Consider the following 19,277-nt stretch of genomic DNA (forward strand, 5'->3'; position numbering starts at 1 on the left):
TATTTGAGAGGTACAACATGTCAACTCTAGAATTCCCCCGCCGCGGAAAACTCACCCTGGACGAGCTCCGGGCGGCGGTGATCTCGGGCAGCATCGACACGGTCGTCGTGGCCATCACCGATCACCTGGGCCGGCTCCAGGGCAAGCGCTGCGGGGCCCGCTCCTTCCTCGAGGATGTGGCCGAGCAGGGCGCCGAGGGCTGCAATTATCTGCTCGCCGTGGACGTGGAAAATACCACCATCGAGGGCTATGGCATCTCCTCCTGGGCCAATGGCTATGGCGACCTGGTGATGAAACCCGATTTTGATACCCTGCACGTGGTGCCCTGGCTGCCGGGCACCGCGATGGTGCAGTGCGATGTGCAGTGGCTCGACGGCTCCCCCGTGCGCCCCTCGCCCCGGCAGGTACTGCGCCACCAGATCGACCGCCTGGAGGCCCTCGGCTATCGCGCGCATCTGGCCACCGAGCTGGAGTTTTTACTCTTCGACGATACCTATGAGCAGGCCTGGGACCGCGGCTATGCGGGGCTGACCCCCGCCAGCCGCTATAACATCGACTACTCGCTGCTGGCCACCAGCCGCCTGGAACCCGTGTTGCGCGATATCCGCAACGGCATGGAGGGCGCGGGCATGGTGGTGGAATCCTCCAAGGGCGAGTGTAATGACGGCCAGCAGGAGATCACGTTCCGCTATGCCGATGCGCTGCGCGCGTGCGATGGCCATGTCACCTATAAAAACGGCGCCAAGGAGATCGCCGCCCAGCACGGCAAATCCATCACCTATATGGCCAAATTTAATGAGCGCGAGGGAAACTCCTGCCATATCCACTTCAGCCTGACCGATCTGGAGGGAAATCCCGTTCTGGCCGGCGAGGGCGAGCACGGCTTCTCCCCCGTGATGGAACGCCTCGTGGCCGGACAGATCGCCGCCCTGCGCGAACTGACCTATTTTGTGGCCCCCACGATCAACTCCTATAAGCGCTTTGTGGAGGGCAGTTTTGCCCCCACCGCAATCGCCTGGGGCATCGATAACCGCTCCTGCGCGCTGCGCATCGTGGGCCACGGCGCGGGCCTGCGCGTGGAAAACCGGGTGGGCGGGGGCGATGTGAACCCCTACCTCGCGGCCGCCGCGCTGATCGCCGCGACCATTCACGGGCTCGAAAATAACCTGCCGCTGCCGCCCGTGACCGAGGGCAATGCCTATGAGGGTGGGGCGCAGCGCCTGCCCACCACGCTGCGCGATTCCCGCGACCTGCTGGCCGGCAGCGCGCTGGCCCGCGCCGCGTTCGGCGATGACGTGGTGGATCACTATGTTCATACCGCCGATGTGGAGCTGGGCGCCTTCGAGTCCGCCATCACCGATTGGGAGCGCCGCCGTGGCTTCGAACGCCTCTAAATCCCGGCCGCTGATCGGCGTCACCACCTATCTGCAGCGGGCCTCCTGGGGAGACTGGGACGGCGAGGCGGCCCTGCTGCCCGCCACCTATCTGCGCACGGTGGAGGCCGCGGGTGGCTATCCGGTGATGCTCCCTCCCCTGGGCACCGAGGTATCCGTGCTGGATATGCTGGACGGCCTGATCGTGGCCGGGGGAACCGATGTGGATCCCGCAACCTACGGGCACGACCGGCATGAACTCACCCAGCCGCAGCCCGACCGCGATACCCACGATCTGGCGCTCACCTCCGCGGCGCTCGCGCGCGGGCTCCCCCTGTTTGCGATCTGCCGCGGCGCGCAGATCCTCAACGTGGCCGGCGGCGGCACGCTGCATCAACACATTCCCGATATCCTGCCCGGCAGCGATTATCGGGTGGCCCCCGGGGTATTCACCGATGTGGAGTTTTCGACCACCCCCGGCTCCCGCGCCGCCGCGATTCTGGGCGACCGGGCCGCGGCCCCCGCCTATCACCATCAGTCCATCGCCGAGCTGGCCCCCGGGCTGACCGTGAGTGCGCGCGCCGCCGACGGCACGATCGAGGCCGTGGAAACCACGGATACCTCCTGGGTCCTCGGTGTGCAATTTCATCCCGAACAAAACCCGGCGGATGCGCGGCTCTTTGAGGCCTTTGTGGAGGCCGCCGCGCTCCACCACTCCCGGCGCGTCCCCTCCGTAGAAAGGAACCACCCATGAACGGCGATCTCATCGCGGTCCTCAACCCCGCCACCGAGGAGGTTGTGACCCAGATCCGGCTGGCCGATCTGGCCGATACGGATCGGGCCATTGCCCGCGCCGAGGCTGCCTATGCCGGCTGGCGCACGGTGGCCCCCGCCGATCGCGCGGCCCTGCTGCGGGCCTTCGCCGCGGCCGTGGACGCCGATCTCGAAAACCTCGCGCGGCTGGAGGTGGCCGGGGCCGGCCATACCATCGGCAATGCGCGCTGGGAGGCCGGCAATGTGCGCGATGTATTGGAATATTATTCCGCCGCACCCGAGCGCAATTTTGGTCGGCAGATCCCGGTGGCGGGTGGCATTAACGTGACCTTCCAGGAGAGCCTCGGGGTCGTGGGCATCATCGTGCCGTGGAATTTCCCGATGCCGATCGCCGGCTGGGGTTTTGCCCCGGCCCTCGCGGCGGGCAATACCGTGGTGCTCAAGCCCGCGGAGCTCACCCCGCTCACGGCGATCCGGCTCGGGGAGCTCGCGCTGGAGGCGGGGATTCCCGAGGGTGTTTTCCAGGTGCTGCCGGGCAAGGGCTCGGTTGTGGGCAATCGTTTTGTGACCCATCCGGCGGTGCGCAAGGTGGTATTCACCGGGTCCACCGCGGTGGGCACCCGGATCATGGCCGGCTGCGCCGAACAGGTCAAGGCCGTCACGCTGGAACTGGGCGGCAAGAGCGCGAATATCATCTTTGACGATGCCGATCTGGAGCTCGCGGCCGCCGCGGCCCCCGGCGGCGCATTTGATAACGCCGGCCAGGACTGTTGCGCGCGCTCCCGAATCCTGGTGCAGCGCGGGGCCTATGAACGCTTCATGGAGCTGCTGGAACCCGCGGTGCGCGAGTTTTCGGTGGGCGATCCGCTGGATGAAAATACCGCGATGGGCCCGCTCATCTCGCGCTCGCAGTGGGAGACGGTGTCCTCCTTTGTGCCGGATGACACCGAGGTGGCGTTCCGCGGGAGCGCCCCGAGCGGCCCCGGCCACTGGTTTGCCCCCACCGTGCTCACCCCGGGCATACACTCGCGGGCCTGGCGCGAGGAGATCTTTGGCCCCGTGGTCTCGGTGGTGCCCTTTAGCGATGAGGCCGAGGCTATCGCGCTGGCCAATGACTCCGATTATGGCCTGTCCGGGTCGATCTGGTCCCGGGATATCGGCCGCGCCCTGCGCACGGCGCGCGGCGTGGAATCGGGAAACCTCTCGGTGAACTCGCACTCCTCGGTGCGCTATTCCACGCCCTTTGGTGGCTTCAAAAAATCCGGGCTGGGCCGCGAGCTGGGGCCCGATGCGCTGGATGCCTTCACCGAAACCAAAAACGTATTTATTGCCCTCTAACCCCCGAGAAATCAAGGAACTATCATGACAAACATCATCTCTAACCGTCTTGAGGGACGCAGCGCCGTGATCACCGGAGGGGCCAGCGGAATCGGCCTGGCCACCGCGCGCCGGCTCGCCGCCGAGGGCGCCCACGTGGTCATCGCCGATATCGATCCCGCCTCGGGCGAGCGGGCCGCCGCCGAGGTGGGTGGCATCTTTGTGCGCGTGGATGTGACCAATGAGGAGGAGGTAAAAAACCTCTACCAGGTCACATTTGATACCTATGGCAGCGTGGATATCGCGTTTAATAACGCGGGAATCTCCCCCGCCGATGACGCCTCAATCCTGGAAACCGGCATCGACGCGTGGCGGCGAGTGCAGGATGTGAACCTCACCTCGGTGTACTACTGCTGCAAATATGCGCTGCCGTTTATGCAGCGCCAGGGCAAGGGCTCGATCATTAATACCGCATCGTTTGTGGCGGTCATGGGGGCGGCCACCTCGCAGATCTCCTATAGCGCCTCCAAGGGCGGCGTGCTCGCGATGAGCCGCGAGCTGGGCGTGGAATTTGCCCGCCAGGGTATCCGCGTGAACGCGCTCTGCCCGGGACCGGTGAATACCCCGCTACTCAAGGAGCTTTTTGCCAAGGACCCCGAGAAGGCGGCCCGTCGGCTTGTGCATATCCCGCTGGGCCGCTTCGCCGAGCCCGAGGAGCTGGCCGCCGCCGTGGCGTTCCTCGCGAGCGATGACTCCTCGTTTATGACCGCCAATACCTTCCTGGTGGACGGCGGCATCTCCGGGGCCTACGTGACCCCGCAATAGGGCGCAGAAAAGGGCCCCCGATCGATCTGCTGGGATCGATCGGGGGCCCCGTGGTTTTCCGGGTTTAGCCGAAGAGGACCGCCGCCTCGTCATAGCGCTCCTGGGGGACGGTCTTCAGCCCGCCGAGGGCCTCGGCGAAGGGAACGCGCACGATATCGGTGCCGCGCAGCGCCACCATCGTGCCCCATTCGCGGTCCATGACCGAGTCGATTGCCGCCATGCCGAGGCGGGTAGCGAGCACGCGGTCATAGGCGCTCGGGACGCCGCCGCGCTGGAGGTGGCCGAGCACCGTGGCGCGGGACTCGATGCCGGTGCGCTGCTCGATGATCGGGGCGAGGACATCCGCGATTCCGCCCAGGCGCGGACGATTAAAGGCGTCCAGGCCCTTCTCGGAGTGCGGGGTCTCCATAGTGTCCAGGGTGAAGCCCTCGGAGACCACGATCATCGGCGCGCGGCCACGATCATTGGCCGAGTTGACCCATTCCAGGATCTGCTCCATCGATTTGGGCTGCTCGGGGATGAGGATGCCGTGGGCACCCGCGGCCATACCCGCGTGCAGGGCGATCCAGCCCACGTGACGGCCCATGACCTCCACAACCATGCAGCGGCGATGCGAATCGCCCGTGGTGCGCAGCCGGTCGATGGCCTCGGTGGCGATCTCCACCGCCGTATTAAAACCAAACGAATAATCGGTGGCATCGAGGTCGTTATCGATGGTCTTCGGGACGCCCACAATATTCAGGCCGGCATCGGTCAGGCGGCGGGCCGCGGCCAGCGTGCCCTCTCCGCCGATCGCGATCAGCGCGTCCATGCCCAGCCGGTTCATCGTGGCCTGGACGTTTTCGGGACCGCCGTGCGGGCCGTCGAAGGGATTGGTACGGCTGGTACCCAGTACCGTTCCGCCCTGTTTGGAGAGTCCGCGGACCTCGTGGCGGCTCAGCGGCATGGTCAGTCCCTCGACCACGCCCTTCCAGCCATCGCGAATTCCCACAAACTCCTGGTTATAAACCGCGGTTCCCTTCAGCACAACACCGCGAATAACGGCATTGAGTCCGGGGCAGTCTCCACCGCTGGTGAGCACACCTATTCTCATGAATAACTTCCTTTTGCGCGCAAAACGGCGATAGCGGGGTTCGCGCTACCGTCTTCAGTGAAGAATATCTTGTAACGGGTGCCACAGGATAATGCGCTGGCGGATTGGGAATCTGTGCACCCCGCGCCGGGAGCGCGTAGAATCGCGGCATGGACTACGTACCCGCAGAAGGCAGCATCACCATGTTCTCCACCACGTGGTGTGGCTATTGCCAGCGACTCAAGACCCAGCTTGGCAAGGCCGGTATCGGCTATACCGAGATTAATATCGAGGAGACCCCGGGCACCGCGGAACTCGTTGCGAGCCTCAACGGCGGCAACCAGACCGTTCCCACGCTCATCTTCCCCGATGGCAGCTCCGCCACCAATCCCTCCCTGATCGAGGTCAAGAACCGCCTCGGACTCTAGGCTGCCGGTCCCGCCGCGGGCATTGCCGGGCGGGCCAATCCTGGTTTAGAGTGGGGCCCGAGTGGCGGGTTTTCTCCGGCGCGGTGAGGCGGGTGATCCACATCATGGTGACATCCTCCCCGGGGTTACCCCGGGGCACGCAGTCCGAGCTATTATCCACGCCTCGGGTGCCCCGCAGCGCTTCGCGCAGCCCGGCATCCGAGACCAGTGCAGGGTCACCGCCCGGCGGGCCCGCCGCTTCCCCCTCCCCCGGGGCGCGGATACTCGCGCGCCGCCCCGCCGCCGATCTTGGGATGATTTCCTCCGCGCTCGCCCACGGCTTTTTGGCCGCGAGCACCGAGGCCGATTGGGCGCGCGCCCCGCTGATCGCGGCGGGTTCGGCCGTGCTCGGGGCGCGCCGGCGCTGGTTGCCCGCGCTTGTGGACGATGTCCTGCGGGCCTTTCCCCGGCCGCCGCTGCGCGGGCTGCGGGAGCTGCGCGAATGGATAGCCTCCGCGCCGGGCCCGATCGCGGCCGTCGAGGCCGCCGCGGAGCGCGGCCGGCCGCTGCGCCTCGCGCGGCATCCGGTCTATCACGAGCCCGGCGCCGCCCCCGGGGGCATGCCCGCGAATCCCGCGGAGCTCGCCGCGCTATGCTCGATCGCCCCCGGACAGCTGGAGTGGTTCGCCGATACGCGGCTCTGGAATCGGCGGCTTTCCGGCGACCAGCATAGGCTCGAGCACTATCGCTATCGATGGCTCGAACGCCCGGGGCGCGTACCGCGGCTGCTGGAAATTCCGGGCGAACGCCTGCGGGCGGTGCAGCGTTCCGTGCTGGATTGCGTGCTGGCCGAGCTGCCCGTGCATCCCGCGGCCCACGGTTTTGTTCCGGGACGCGATGCGCGCTCGGGAGCCGCCGCGCATACCGGGCGCGACGTGGTGATCGGACTGGACCTAAGAACATTTTTTGCGCGCGTGGGCTATCCGCAGATTCTCCGGGTGCTGCGCGCGGCGGGCCATACCGAGGCGGTTGCCACGCTGATCGCGGGGCTGTCCACCCATGCCGTGCCGCCGCGCATCCTGCGGGAGATGCCGCCGGGCGGCAGCCCCGAGGAACGCTTTGCGCTCCGCCGGGCCCTCGCGGCGCGCCACCTGCCTCAGGGCGCCCCCACCTCCCCGGCCCTGGCCAATCTGGTCAGTGCCGGGCTGGATCGCCGCCTCGCCGGCTGGGCGCAAAAATTTGGTGCTACCTATACCCGCTATGCCGATGATCTCACCTTCAGCGGCGACCGCGCCCTGCGCTCGCGCGCGACCCGCTTTATCCGCGGCGTGGACCTGATCATCGCGGAGGAGGGGCACGCCCTGAACCCGCGCAAGACCCGGGTTCAGCCCGCCGCCATCAGCCAGCGCGTGACCGGAATCGTGGTAAATCGGCACCCCAATTTGCCGCGCCGCGAATACGATCTCCTGCGCGCGATCCTGCATAATTGCGCGCTGCACGGCCCCGCGTCTCAAAACCGCGCGGGCCACCCGGATTTCCGGGCTCACCTGCGCGGGCGCATCGGCTGGGCCGCCGCGCTCAACCCCGACCGGGAGGCGGCGCTCACCGCCGCCTTTAACCGGATCGACTGGGACCGCTAATTAGCGGCGGGACCCGCCGCTGCGCCGATCGGTCTCATCGCGCACCTTAATAAATACCCCCGCGGCCGCCAAAAACAGCGGCACGGTCATCGTGATAATAAACAGGATGCCCGGGTCGATCGTAAACGGCCACGTGGGCAGCGGGAAGATCGGGTTATAGAACAGCACCACGGGCACCAGGCCGATCAGCCAGAGCGGCTTCTCGGCCTTCACCGCGAAGACGGCCATGATCGCCACGAGGATGCTCACGATAAACCGCACGATGAAGTAAAGATCGTTATCCAGCAGCGCCACGGTGGCCATCAGAATCACGGCCGACAGCAGCCCGGGGGCCAGGGCCGGACGGGTGAAGTCCGGCACCTGGGATCCGCGGGCGGGGGTGTTTTTGGCCATGCCTACTCCTCGATTGCGTCGCGCAGCAGCGAGATCAGCGCATTCAGCTGCACCGAATCGCTGGACTCCACGGCCTGATCGCTGCCGTCCAGCGCGCGCGCCGCGAGGCCCTGCTTGGAATCGATCAGCTCGGCGATCTTGGAGTCGATCGTATGGGCGGCGATGATGCGCCACGCGGTGACCGGCTCGGCCTGACCGATGCGGTGCACGCGGTCGATGGCCTGGGTCTGCTCGGCGGCGGTCCAGCTCAGTTCCGCAAGCACCACGTTGGAGGAGGCCTGAAGGTTCAGGCCCACGCCCGCGGCGGTGAGTGAACAGACCGCGACCGAGACGCCCGGATCGTTGTTAAAGGCGTCGATGGCCTCCTGGCGCGCCGGGGTGGACTGGTCTCCGCGGATCGAGACGGTGCGCAGGCCGCGGCCCGCAAGCACCTGCTCGGCGGTATCCATCACGTCGATATGCTTCGCGAAGAACACCACCTTGCCCACCGAGTGGGCAAGCTGCGCGGTATAGTCGGCGGCCAGCACGGCCTTGGCCTGACCGATGCGGCGCACCATCGTAAAGACGTTCTCGCCGCCGCCGGCGGCCTTGGACTCGTCCAGCTCACCCTGGGCCACGAGGCGCATGATGTCCAGATCGGGACCCACGGGTCGGCTCTCGCGGTCGGGGCGGGCCGCGATGATGCGGTTATATTTGGCGAGCAGGCGCTGGCCCAGCTCGCGCTCGGCATCGCGGATCGAGCGGCCGAGGTCATCGTCCAGCTCCACGGGGATATCGGCAACCATCTTGCTGGGCAGGTCCTTGGCCACGTCGATCTTCTTGCGGCGGACGATACCCATCTCGATCACGGCCTCGCGGGCCTCGGGATAAAACGCGGGCTCGGCGGGCGTGAGGCCGTTTTCCTCCAGCTTGCGCATCAGCTCGGGCCCGGGCTTATCACCCGTGGTCCAGCCGAGGAACTGCCAGATGGCGTTAAAGTCCTCCACGTCGTTGATCAGCGGCGTCCCCGTGAGCGCCATCAGCAGCGGCTTGCCACCGGGCGCTGTGCGCCGGATGCGCTGGGCGAGCGAGAGCACATGCTGCGAACGCTGCGAGTGCAGGTTCTTAATAAAGTGGGCCTCGTCCACCACCATGCCGCGGAAGCCCAGCGTGCTCAGCCAGGCGAGGTGGCGATCCAGGACCTCATAATTCACGATAAACACATCGGCGAAGGCGTCGATATCGCGGCCATCGCCGTGGATCACGGTGGCGCGGCGGCCGGGCGTCCAGCGCTCAACCTCGCGGGCCCAGTTCATCTTGACCACATTGGGCACCACCACCAGCAGCGGATACGCCCCCGCGACCGAGGCGGCCAGCAGCGATTGTGCGGTCTTTCCCAGTCCGGGCTCATCGGCCAGCAGGAAGCTGCGGTGGCCGCGGTTCACGGCCTCCACAAAACGCGCCTGGTGGCGCATGATCTCGCGGCCGGGGGGTGCCAGGCGGTCGATCTTCGGTGCCTCCGGCAGGGGCATGCACGCGGATGAACCGCCCGAGCCCATCTCAAAGGACTTATACAGCGGCCCCATCAGCTCCCAGCTGTCCAGGCGGCCGCGCGAGGCGGGCTCGGCGGAAACCGGGGTGGTATCGGGGGCGAGGAACGGATTGGAACGCAGCCGGGCCTTCACCGAGACCGGGAGGACCTGCTTCTGCGAGAGCTCGGCGGGGATGATCTGCTCGGGCGCGGGCGCCTGGGTCGTGATGATCAGTTCCTCGGGGCTGAGCTCGGCACCGGATTCCAGCAGCCAATCGCGGCGCATCTTCTGGGCCACGGGGTTGGTGGCCGAATCGGCCTCCAGCAGCGTGATCAGAGAGGTATCGCGCGCGGCGGTCTTGGCGAGGATCGTGGCCACACCGTCGAGGCGCTTCAGCAGCTCGGCCTTGCTCGACTCGCTCAGCTCGGTGGAGCCCTTTACCCGGGCCCGCTCCTCGCGCACGAGGAACGCAATGACCTGGAACTTGGTGCGGTTGGTCGGCCCCACCTTGCCCTTTTGGGCCTTGGCCTCGACCTCGCGCACCTTGCGGGCGAGGATCGGGATGATGGGGGCTTCCTCGTCGTGACGAGACGCGGCGTTACGCGGGGCCGATTTACGGTTCGACGAACCCCGCGATGACGCGTTGCGATTCGACGATCGGCCCGATGAACGGCGTTGACCGGTGTTCGGCATGCTCCTCCTGAGCGCTCGAGTGCCCAGCCGATTCGGCTGGATTCGAAACTGCGGCCGGCGCTGTGCGTGGAGTGTGTTGGGCCGCCGTCGAGTGGATTCACCGCGTGCCAAACACCCGGAGCACAAGGCGGGCGCGGGTTCATTGTACGACACCGCGGGCCGCCCTCACGAAAACCCGCGCGGAGTTTCTTGACGCGCGCGTCGCGTGGCGGCCGCGGAACGGCCGCTATTTGCCTCCGCCACGCCCGGTCGATTTTCCAGAACGAGTGTCATAAAATTGGGGAATGAGCACCCCGATCCCCCGCGTCCCCGCCCCCGAGGCGGCGGTCGAACGCTTCCGCAGCCTGCTGCGCCTGCCCACCGTGTCCCGCGATGATGAATCGCTGATCGAGTGGGAACACTTTGATGCGTTTATCACCCTCATCGCCGAGCTTTATCCCGAGGTGCACCGCACGCTGAGCCTGGAAAAAATCGACGGCTATTCGCTGCTCTTTCGCTGGCCCGGCGCCGTGGCCGAGAATCCCACCGTGCTGATGGGCCACTATGACGTGGTTTCGGTAAATACCGGCGCGGAGGATATCCCGTGGACCCATCCGCCGTTTGCCGCCGAGATCACCGGCGAGGGTGAGGAGCGAGTGCTGTGGGGCCGCGGCACCCTCGACGATAAGGGTGCCGTGGTGGCGATCCTGGAGGCCGTGGAGGCCGAGATCCTCGCGGGCCATACGCCCGAACGTGATCTTTATCTGAGCTTTGGCCATAACGAGGAGACGTTTGGTTCGGGGGCGGCCCACGTGGTGGATGTCCTCGCCTCCCGCGGCATCACCCCGGGGCTGGTCCTGGATGAGGGCGGCGCGGTGGTGGCCGGGCCGCTGCCGGGCATGACCCGCCAGGTCGCCGTGGTGGGCACCACCGAGAAGGGCATCGCCACCATTGTGCTGAGCGTGAAGCAGGAGGGCGGACACGCCTCGACCCCGCCGCGGGTGCCCGCCACCGCGCGCCTGGCCGCGGCGATCACCGCCGTGAATAGCCATCCTTTCCCGGGCCGCATGGCCGCCCCCGCGGTGGAGCTGCTGCGCACGCTGGGCCCGCACTCCGCCGCGCCGCTGCCGTTTATCGCTCGGCATATCGACCGGCTGAAGCCCGTGATCACCCGGATCCTGCCGCGCCTCGGCGCCGAGACCGCCGCGCTGGTGCGCACCACCACCGTGGTGACACAGCTCTCGGGGGCCTCCGCGGCCAACGCACTGCCCGAGCGGGCCACCGCGACGCTGAACGTGCGCATTGCCGTGGGCTCCTCCGTGGCCGGTACCGTCCGCTATCTGCGCCGGGTAATCGGCGATCCTCGTGTGGATATCGAGGTGCGCGAGGCCTCCGAACCCTCGCCCGTGTCCCCGAGCAGCGGGCCGGCCTGGGAGCGGATCACCGCCGCACTGGGGGTGGCCGTACCCGATGCCCTGGTGACCCCGTATGTGATGCTCGCGGCGAGCGACGCGCGCCACTTCGCGCGCATTTCGAAGTATGTTTATCGCGCCACACCATTCCGGATGACACTCGAGGAGCGCGCGGGCCTGCACGCCGTAAACGAGCGGATTCGGGTACACACCTGGCTCGAGGGCATCGCGTTTTATCGGTCGCTGGTACACAGCTCCTAGCGAACGCAGGGGGTGCACCCCGCCGGGCGCACCCCCGTCCTCGCCTACACTGGTTCCGTGAATACTTACGACTTAGCCCCGGCCCGCGTCGATTCCGTGACACTCACGAACGGCCGGGCCCTGGGATACGCCGAGTTTGGTTCCCCCGAGGGAACCCCCGTCCTCTTTATTGCCGGGGCCGCGACCGGCCGCCTGATGCACTTCGGCGGTGAGCTGCTCCGGGATCGGGATATTCGCCTCATCACCTTTGACCGACCGGGCCTCGGCTCCTCCGCTCCCGTGGCCGAAAAAACCCTGCGCGGGGTGGCCGAGGACGTGCGCGAGCTGCTCGCCGCGCTGGGCCTGGGCACCGTGGCGGCCGTGGCCAATTCCCAGGGTGCGCCGTTTGGCCTGGCCCTCGCCGCCGCCGGGGTGGTGTCCTCGCTCACGCTGGTATCGCCCGCCGATGAGCTGGCCCATCCCGCGCTCGCGCCGCTGCTGCCCGCACCCCTGGCCGACCTGGTCGCGGATGTGGCGGAGGATCCCGCGGGCTCGCTCGCGCGCTTCTCCTCGTTTACGGGAGAGGATATCTGGGCGCTCACGCTGGGCAGCGTGGACCCCTCCGATGAGGAGGTTTATGCCGACCCCGCGTTCCGGGCGCTCTATCGGCGCGCGCTGGACGAGGCCCTGAGCCCGGGCAGCGCGGGTTATGCCTCCGATACGCTGCTCGCATTCTCGCGCTGGAACCTGCCGCTGGAATCGATCACGGTGCCCGTGAGCATCTGGTTTGGCGACCGCGATACGGTGCACTCCCCCGATCTGGGCCTCTCGCTCGCGGGCCGCATCCCCACCGCCACCCGGCATATCGTGGACGGCGTGGGAGGCTCGCTGCTCTGGGCCGAGCCCGGGCTTTTCCTCGGCTTCCTCGACTAACCGCGCGCCGCCCAGTCCCGGAGCACAAGCCGATGCCGCTCGGCCTCGACCCGGGCCTCGGCATCGGCCCGGCCGGGCGCGGCCAGATAGCGCACCGTCTCCCAGACCGGGGAGATAAGCAGCCAGATCACGGTGACCTTGAGCGCCAGCTCCACGCCGCCCCAGAGCGCGCCGGTGCGGGCCTCATCCCCCACGATCAGCTGGATTCCCAGCACCACCGCGGCGGCAATGGCCAGGACCAGCAGCATCCGCGACCACTCCCGCCACTCATAGCCCACCCGGCCGCGTCCGCGCGAGGGCCGCTTGGCCGGCGGGGGCCCGTCGGCAAGGCGGTGCGCGGCCCAGGCGTCCACGCGCGAGACGATCGAGTGGCCAAAAACCACGGTGATCCCCAGATAGAGCGCCCCTAGCCCGTGCGCCCAATCGGCGGTCCCGCCCGCGAGGAGATCCCCGCAGATGAGCGCAAGCAGGAGCACGTCCAGGAGCGGCACACACAGTAAAAGGAGCGTCGAGGCCCGCGGCGCGCGGCAGAGATAGCGCACGGCCAGCCCGCCGGCGAGCATTATCCAAAATCCGATCTCGCAGGCCAGAATGCCCACCGCAATAAGGTTCATCCGCCCAGTCTCGGGCGCGGCCCGACCCGGCACATCGGCCACGGGGTGCGCATGAGTCTGCGACCTTTGGGGGATCTCCGCCGCGGGAGCGCGGACAAGATGACAGAATATCCGGCATGGACACGGTGCAACCGATAAAACGACGGGGCCTCGGCGATCCCTGGATAGCCGTGCTGTTTTTACTCGCGGGCATCGCCTTCCGGCCCGCTGAGGCCGCTCCCTGGCCCTATTTTGCGCTGCTGCTCCTGGCCTGCGCCGCGGCGGGGCTGCGCTCCTCGCGCCCCGCGCTGGCGCTCGGGATGGGGCTCCCCGCCGCGGCCGCCGCAATGATCGGCGGCCCCAATCTGGTGCTGATCACCCTCGGCATGGATCTGGTCTATTCCGCGATCCTCTACGGCGGCGCGCGGCTGCGCCTGGTCACGCTTATTCTGAGCGGTGCCGGGGCGCTGGGCTCCGGGGTGCTGGTCCTGCTGCTCACCCGCGATCCCCTCGGCGCCGGGCAGACCCTGCTGCAGGTCGGCGCGCTCCTGCTGCTGCCGCTGAGCTGGGGATGGATGATGCATACCCGGGACCTGCGGATCATCGCCGAGCGCGAGCACGGCCGCGAGGCGCTGCGCCTGGCCGAGCTGGAACGCGCGGCGCGCGAGGCCGAGCATCGCGCCGAGACCGCGCGCGATCTACACGATCTGGTGGCCAATCAGGTCGCAATCATCACCCTGCATAGCGAGGCCGCCGCGCTGCGCCTGGCCGCCGGCCATCCGGTGAGCGAGCGCACCCTGAGCGAGATTTCCACGGCGGGAACCCTCGCCCTCGGGCGGCTGGGCGAGATGATCGCGCTGCTCGGTGAGGCCACACCCGCTGCCCCGGGCGTCGAGTGGATCGATGACCCCCGGCTTGCCGTTCCCGCGCCCGTGCGTGCCGCCTGGGAGGCGCTCCTCGGGCAGCTCTCCCCCGATCAGCGCACGCAGGCCGGGCGCCTCCTGGGCGAGGCCACCGCAAATGCGCTGCGGCACGGCCACTCCCCGCGCGTGAGCATCCACGGCGCCACGGTGCGGCTGGAAAATCGAATCCCGGATTCCAATACCATCTCGGGCGACGGGCGCGGCCTGAAGAATATGCGCGAGCGCGCCGCGCGGCTGGGCGGCGAGCTCTCTGTGGGGCCCGGCACAACGGACGGGACGTGGCTCTGCGCGCTGACCCTTCCGCGGCGAAGGGAGGGCTGAGATGAGCATCGCGGTGCTGCTGGTGGACGATCACGGGGCCATCCGATCGGGCCTGCGCCTGATCCTGGAGACCCATCCGGATCTGCGGGTTGTGGGCGAGGCCGGCGATGGCGCGAGTGCCCTCGCGATGACCCGCGCGCTCGAGCCCGATGTGGTGCTGATGGATATTCGCATGCCCGGGCGCGACGGCATCTGGGCCACCGCCCGGATCGTGGCGGAAACGCGCTCGCGGGTGCTGATCCTGAGCACGTTTGGCCTGGACGAGCCGGTATCCGCCGCGCTGCTGGCGGGCGCTACCGGGTTCCTTCAAAAATCGGTATCCGGGCCCGAGCTGATCGCCGCGGTACTCAAGACCGCGCGCGGCGAGGCCGTGCTCTCCCCCGAGGTCACGGCCACGGTCATCCGCGGCTTCCGGGCCCTGGCCGAGCGTCCCCCGGCCCCCGAGCCACCGAGCGGCCTGACCCCGCGCGAACGCGAGGTGCTCCTCGCGCTGGGCGGCGGGCTCAGCAATGCCGCGATTGCCCGCGAGCTGGGCATCAGCGAGGCCACCGTGAAGACCCATCTCACCGCGATTTATGCCAAGACCGGAAGCGCCAGTCGGGTCGAGGCGGCACTGCTGGGGTTGGGCCTCGGTGGCGTGGGCGGTCGCTAATCGCGGCGCTGGAAATAGCTGCTGCCGGGCGTGGTGGGCCCGAGCAGCTGGGAGACCGTGACGAGGGTGAAGCCGCGCTCGCGTAACCCGGCGATGATCCCGGGGGCCGCGGCCACGCTGGTCTCGTGGATATCGTGCATCAGGATGATCGCGCCGGGCTTGGCGCCGTCCAGCGCGCGCCGCGTGGTCTCCTCCACGCTGTGATTGCGCCAGTCCTCGGTATCCACGTTCCAGATAATCGCCGCGGCACCCTGCTGCCGGAAAACCTCGGAGACACCCTCGTTAATCGCCCCATAGGGCGGGCGCACCAGCGTGGGCCGCGGTACACCCGCGCGCTCGATGGCATCGGCCGTATCGCTCAGCTCCCCCGCGATCTGTTCCGCGGAGAGTTTCCGCAGATCCGGGTGGGTCCAGGTATGGCCGCCGATCTCGTGCCCCTCGGCATGGGCCCGGGCGAGTGTCTGCGGTTTTTGTGCCGCGTTTTTCCCGACCATAAAAAACGTGGCCGGGGCGCCGGCCTCGGCCAGTTCGTCCAGGAGCTTGCCGGTGTCCTTGCCGGGCCCGTCGTCATAGGTGAGCGCCACGCAGCGGGCCACGGCGCAGTCCACGGGGGCGGCCGGGGGTGCGGGCGCCCGGGTGGGCTCGGGCGTGGGGCTTTCGGGGAGGCCCGCAAACGGCACCCCGGACATCGCCTGTACGCGCAGCGCGCGGCCCGCGGGGCTGAGCAGGGCGTCCACGTGATCCGCGGCCAGGCGCATCGCCGGACGCCCCTCGCTATGCGGGGTATAGACCAGCTCGGGTAGGGTCACGATCAGGGAGCCATCGGGTTCGATCACGGTATCGCGGAAGAGTTCGCGCGGCGGCTCGGCCGGAAGCGTGGCCCCGGGCGAGGCCGAGGGGGTGCCCGCGTCGGCCTCCAGCAGCTGGCCGCCGAGGCGCAGCCCGCGCCGGATCTCCTCGGCCGCGGTCCGGCGGCCCTCCTCGCTCAGCACGTCCTCGCCCGGGATGACCTCGCCGGTGTCCAGCCGGGCGTGGAACGTGGCGGAGAATCCGATGCCATTGGCGCCGCCCGCATAGCGATAGCCGATCAGGCGCTCCACCAGGTTATTGGCGCGGGCCGAGGCGATCTCCCAACCGATGTTGAGCTCCCGGGAATTACCCGCGGGTGCCGCCTCGGAATCGTATTCGGCGCGCTGGGCGTCCACGAAGGAGTGGATCAGATCGGAGAGCTGCGGCACGCTGCTGCTGGTGACATAGGACACCGAGCGCTGATCCTGCTGATCCGAGGTGGAGGACTGGATCAAATCAAGATTGGCGATGGACCCCTCGGGCAGCGGCTCGGGCGCGTCGACCCGGGTGGCCCAGGAGGACTCGGGCGAGGCGGAGGGCGTGGCCGGGGATCCCTCCGGGGAATTGAGGGCAAACCACCAGACTCCCCCGCCCAGGATCAGGGCAATCGCGATCAGGATCGGGAGAAATATGCGGGTGAATCTGCGGGACACGGGGAGAAACTAGCCTCTCGGAATACAAAAAGCCGGGCGGGGGCCCGACGTAAATCCACGCTAGCAGGCACAGATAACGGTTCGGCCACGGCCCGGCATCGATCCGATAACCGCGCTAGGCGCCGTCCTCGATAAACACCGGGCGCGAGGCCACGGCCCCCGCCACGATCACGATCACACCGGTGAGGGCGAGCCCCAGCAGCGGCACGGTCCAGCCCCCGGTGCCCTCGTGCAGCAGACCCACCAGGATCGGGCCGGGCGCGGCCACGATATAGCCGGGCCCCTGCACAAAACCGCTCAGGGCAATCGCGCCCACATGGGTGCGGGTGCGCTTATTAATCAGCGTAAGCGCGAGCGGGAAGAGCAGCGGCCCGCTGCCCACGATGATCACCCAGACCAGCATCGGCACGGAGGGCAAAAACAGCATCCCGGTATAGCCGATGATGATACACAGCCCGCCCAGCCAGACCATCGGGGCCACCGAGCGCAGCCGCACCGCAAGCATCGGCACCAGGAGCGCCGCGGGCAGCCCCATGAAGCCAAATACCGCGAGCAGCGTGCCACCCTCGTGCGGGTCCATCCCGGCGAGATCGCGCGCAATCGTGGGCAGCCAGGCGAACATCGAATAGGCGTTAATCGAGGATGTCGCAAAGATCACGGTCACGGCCCAGGTCATCGGCGAGCGGATCAGCCGATGCTCCAGCGCCGCCTCGGGCTCCTCGATCTCCGCCGCCGGTCCGCGCCGGGCATTGCCCAGCAGCGCAAGCCACGGCACCATCGCCATGATCGCCACGAGCGCCCAGCCGCCGAGCGAGACCCGCCAGCCCAGGCCCTCGGCCACGGGCACCGCGAGCAGCGGCGGCAAAAACGTCGAAAACGAAATTGTAGTGACATAGATCGTGGTGACCAGACCCACCCGGTCCGGGAAGTATTTTTTCACCAGCGCGGGCATCAACACATTGCCCGCGCCCAGCCCGGCACAGGCCAGCGCGGTACCCAGCAGGATGATGCCCGAGTTTGGGGCGGCCGAGCGCACGATCAGGCCCGCGGCGATCAGCGCCAGCACACCCACCATCGTGGGCTCCAGCCGGAAGCGGCGCACCACCGCGGGGGTCATGACCGCGAGGGCGGCAAAACACACGGGAGGCATCGAGCCGAGGATGCCAATCACCAGCGAGGATAACGGCACCTCCCGGGTCACCAGATCGATGATGGGAGAGAGCGAGGCCACGGCGGAGCGCAGCGTGGCCGCGGCAAAAATAATGCCGAGGAGCGCGAGTGTGCGCCCGGCCCACAGGGCGCGGGTATCCGAGGAAACCACGGCGGCTAGGCCGCGGGATTCTTGGCGTCGAGAATCTCGTTCACGGCGTCCACATCGCGGTGCATCTGCGCGATCAGCGGCCCCACGCCCTCATAGGCGACCATGCCGCGCACCCGCTCCACAAAGTCCAGTTCCACCTCGGCATCGTAGAGGTCAATATCCTGCCCCGGGAGGAAGGCCTCAACCTGCTTTTGTGGCACGCCCTCAAAGGTGGGGTTATTCCCCACCGAGATCGCCGCACGATAGCGGTTCTCGCCGTGTCGCAGCCAGCCAGCATAGATGCCATCGGCGGGGATATACCCCGTGGACTCGGGCGAGAGATTGGCGGTGGGAAAGCCCAGTTCGCGGCCGCGCTTGGCGCCGTGCACCACGATTCCGCGCATGCTGGGATAGTGTCCCAGCAGCACCGAGGCCAGGTCCACGCGGCCCTCGGAGAGCAGTTCGCGGATCCAGGTGGAGGATAGGCGGCGGTTTTCGCGCGGCACCACATCGTCGATCGCGATCACGTCAAAGCCCTCCGCCTTGCCCTGCTCGGTGAGCGTGGCCACGCTGCCCGCGCCGCCGCGGCCATAGCGGAAGTCCTCGCCCACCAGCACCACCTTGGCGTCGAGGGTATTGCACAGGATGGCGCGCACAAAGGTCTCGGGTTCCAGGGCCGCCATCAGGCGATCGAAGGTGAGGACCAGCACGGCATCCACCCCGGTCTCCTCCAGCAGGTCCAGCTTCTGCCGGGTGCCCACAAGCGCCAGCGGGGCCTTGCCCGGGGCGAGCGTTTCGAGCGGATGCCGGTCGAAGGTCACCACGACCGAGCGCAGCCCGCGCGCATCGGCGATGGCCCGCAGGCCCGAGATCACGGCGCGATGGCCGGCATGCACACCATCAAATTTGCCGATGGTAACGGCGGAGGCACCAAAGTCGAGCGGAATCTGCTCAACATCGGTGAAGACAATCATGCCCGGGCCCCGCGCGCACGCCACAGCCAGAACAGGCCGAGGGCGGGCAGGACCAGGGGGATATAAACATAGCCGCTGCCGAAGTGCGACCAGACGGTATCGTGCGGGAAGAGCTCGGGATCAAATACGCTCAGCAGGCCCACGATCAGCACACCGGCCATCTCGAAGCCGATGGTGATCCAGGCGATGCGACGCCAGGCGACACCCGGCGCGATCAGCGCGATGGTGGCCAGGATATAGACAACGGCGGCCAGGGCCGAGAGCGAATAGGCCAGCGGGGCCTCGTCGAAGCGGCTCAGGATCTGCGAGACCGACCTTCCGGTCGCGGCGAGTGCGAGGATGCCGTAGACGGCCACCAGAACGCGCCCCACGCCGCCGATGCGGGCGGGGCTCTCCGTGGTCGGGGTCGAACCGTTTTTTGTCATTTCCCTGTAATTCTCCGT

General features: G+C 67.9%; 18 protein-coding genes. 10 read left to right on the forward strand and 8 right to left on the reverse strand.

What is annotated here, in order from left to right; genetic code table 11:
• The first annotated feature begins 17 nt into the window (after positions 1 to 17).
• Genes KXZ72_RS05340 through KXZ72_RS05355 form a run of 4 tightly spaced genes read left to right on the forward strand, consistent with a single transcriptional unit; the run spans position 18 to position 4,289 of the window.
• Complete coding sequence (locus tag KXZ72_RS05340; protein WP_226082731.1) at positions 18 to 1,394, forward strand: glutamine synthetase family protein; 1,377 nt, start codon at positions 18 to 20, stop codon at positions 1,392 to 1,394.
• Entirely contained in the window at positions 1,375 to 2,127 is a 753-nt protein-coding gene (locus KXZ72_RS05345; protein ID WP_226082733.1) for a gamma-glutamyl-gamma-aminobutyrate hydrolase family protein, read from the forward strand. The genes KXZ72_RS05340 and KXZ72_RS05345 overlap by 20 nt, the downstream gene beginning before the upstream one ends.
• Positions 2,124 to 3,485, forward strand: coding sequence for an aldehyde dehydrogenase family protein (locus KXZ72_RS05350; RefSeq protein ID WP_226082735.1), 1,362 nt, complete (start codon positions 2,124 to 2,126; stop codon positions 3,483 to 3,485). Before KXZ72_RS05345 ends, KXZ72_RS05350 begins: the two co-directional genes overlap by 4 nt.
• 24 nt (positions 3,486 to 3,509) lie before the next feature.
• Positions 3,510 to 4,289 carry a 3-oxoacyl-ACP reductase gene (locus KXZ72_RS05355; RefSeq protein ID WP_226082737.1) on the forward strand — a complete coding sequence of 260 codons (780 nt, stop codon included), beginning with the start codon at positions 3,510 to 3,512 and terminating at the stop codon, positions 4,287 to 4,289.
• Between the two features lie 64 nt (positions 4,290 to 4,353).
• Here the strand turns inward: KXZ72_RS05355 and KXZ72_RS05360 are convergent, their stop codons facing one another.
• Entirely contained in the window at positions 4,354 to 5,382 is a 1,029-nt protein-coding gene (locus KXZ72_RS05360) for a 6-phosphofructokinase (RefSeq protein WP_226082738.1), read from the reverse strand.
• Positions 5,383 to 5,531: 149 nt separating this feature from the next.
• Here KXZ72_RS05360 and KXZ72_RS05365 point away from each other — a divergent pair, with 149 nt between their 5' ends.
• A complete protein-coding gene (locus KXZ72_RS05365) occupies positions 5,532 to 5,789 on the forward strand; it encodes a mycoredoxin (protein ID WP_226082740.1) in 258 nt (85 codons plus the stop codon).
• A gap of 293 nt (positions 5,790 to 6,082) precedes the next feature.
• Positions 6,083 to 7,408 (forward strand): reverse transcriptase family protein, encoded by a 1,326-nt coding sequence (locus KXZ72_RS05370; RefSeq protein WP_226082742.1) that lies wholly within the window; start codon positions 6,083 to 6,085, stop codon positions 7,406 to 7,408.
• On the opposite strand, the gene KXZ72_RS05375 is transcribed toward KXZ72_RS05370, so the two are convergent.
• On the reverse strand, positions 7,409 to 7,801 hold the full coding sequence (locus tag KXZ72_RS05375; protein ID WP_226082743.1) for a DUF6804 family protein: 393 nt from the start codon (positions 7,799 to 7,801) through the stop codon (positions 7,409 to 7,411).
• A 2-nt stretch (positions 7,802 to 7,803) separates the two neighbouring features.
• Positions 7,804 to 10,005 (reverse strand): DEAD/DEAH box helicase, encoded by a 2,202-nt coding sequence (locus KXZ72_RS05380; RefSeq protein WP_226082745.1) that lies wholly within the window; start codon positions 10,003 to 10,005, stop codon positions 7,804 to 7,806.
• A gap of 284 nt (positions 10,006 to 10,289) precedes the next feature.
• Here KXZ72_RS05380 and KXZ72_RS05385 point away from each other — a divergent pair, with 284 nt between their 5' ends.
• The gene (locus tag KXZ72_RS05385; protein ID WP_226082747.1) at positions 10,290 to 11,657 is read left to right on the forward strand and encodes a M20/M25/M40 family metallo-hydrolase; all 1,368 of its coding nucleotides are present in this window, start codon (positions 10,290 to 10,292) and stop codon (positions 11,655 to 11,657) included.
• Between the two features lie 57 nt (positions 11,658 to 11,714).
• Positions 11,715 to 12,569, forward strand: coding sequence for an alpha/beta fold hydrolase (locus tag KXZ72_RS05390; RefSeq protein ID WP_226082755.1), 855 nt, complete (start codon positions 11,715 to 11,717; stop codon positions 12,567 to 12,569).
• On the opposite strand, the gene KXZ72_RS05395 is transcribed toward KXZ72_RS05390, so the two are convergent.
• Positions 12,566 to 13,183, reverse strand: coding sequence for a hypothetical protein (locus tag KXZ72_RS05395; RefSeq protein WP_226082757.1), 618 nt, complete (start codon positions 13,181 to 13,183; stop codon positions 12,566 to 12,568). The genes KXZ72_RS05390 and KXZ72_RS05395 overlap by 4 nt on opposite strands.
• Positions 13,184 to 13,299: 116 nt before the next feature.
• Between KXZ72_RS05395 and KXZ72_RS05400 the strand changes: the two genes are divergently transcribed.
• Positions 13,300 to 14,406 (forward strand): sensor histidine kinase, encoded by a 1,107-nt coding sequence (locus KXZ72_RS05400; RefSeq protein ID WP_226082758.1) that lies wholly within the window; start codon positions 13,300 to 13,302, stop codon positions 14,404 to 14,406.
• Between the two features lies 1 nt (position 14,407).
• Entirely contained in the window at positions 14,408 to 15,058 is a 651-nt protein-coding gene (locus tag KXZ72_RS05405) for a response regulator (protein ID WP_226082760.1), read from the forward strand.
• On the opposite strand, the gene KXZ72_RS05410 is transcribed toward KXZ72_RS05405, so the two are convergent.
• From KXZ72_RS05410 to KXZ72_RS05425, 4 genes are all read right to left on the reverse strand, one after another.
• Positions 15,055 to 16,560, reverse strand: coding sequence for a polysaccharide deacetylase family protein (locus tag KXZ72_RS05410; RefSeq protein WP_226082769.1), 1,506 nt, complete (start codon positions 16,558 to 16,560; stop codon positions 15,055 to 15,057). The two genes, KXZ72_RS05405 and KXZ72_RS05410, sit on opposite strands and share 4 nt — an antisense overlap.
• A gap of 115 nt (positions 16,561 to 16,675) precedes the next feature.
• The gene (locus KXZ72_RS05415) at positions 16,676 to 17,881 is read right to left on the reverse strand and encodes an MFS transporter (RefSeq protein ID WP_226082770.1); all 1,206 of its coding nucleotides are present in this window, start codon (positions 17,879 to 17,881) and stop codon (positions 16,676 to 16,678) included.
• A gap of 5 nt (positions 17,882 to 17,886) precedes the next feature.
• A complete protein-coding gene (locus KXZ72_RS05420; protein ID WP_226082772.1) occupies positions 17,887 to 18,834 on the reverse strand; it encodes a bifunctional riboflavin kinase/FAD synthetase in 948 nt (315 codons plus the stop codon).
• Entirely contained in the window at positions 18,831 to 19,259 is a 429-nt protein-coding gene (locus KXZ72_RS05425) for a hypothetical protein (protein WP_226082773.1), read from the reverse strand. Before KXZ72_RS05425 ends, KXZ72_RS05420 begins: the two co-directional genes overlap by 4 nt.
• Positions 19,260 to 19,277 lie beyond the last annotated feature (18 nt).

Origin of the sequence: Mycetocola spongiae (assembly GCF_020424085.1) — a bacterium.
GTDB classification, from domain to species: Bacteria; Actinomycetota; Actinomycetes; order Actinomycetales; family Microbacteriaceae; genus Mycetocola; species Mycetocola spongiae.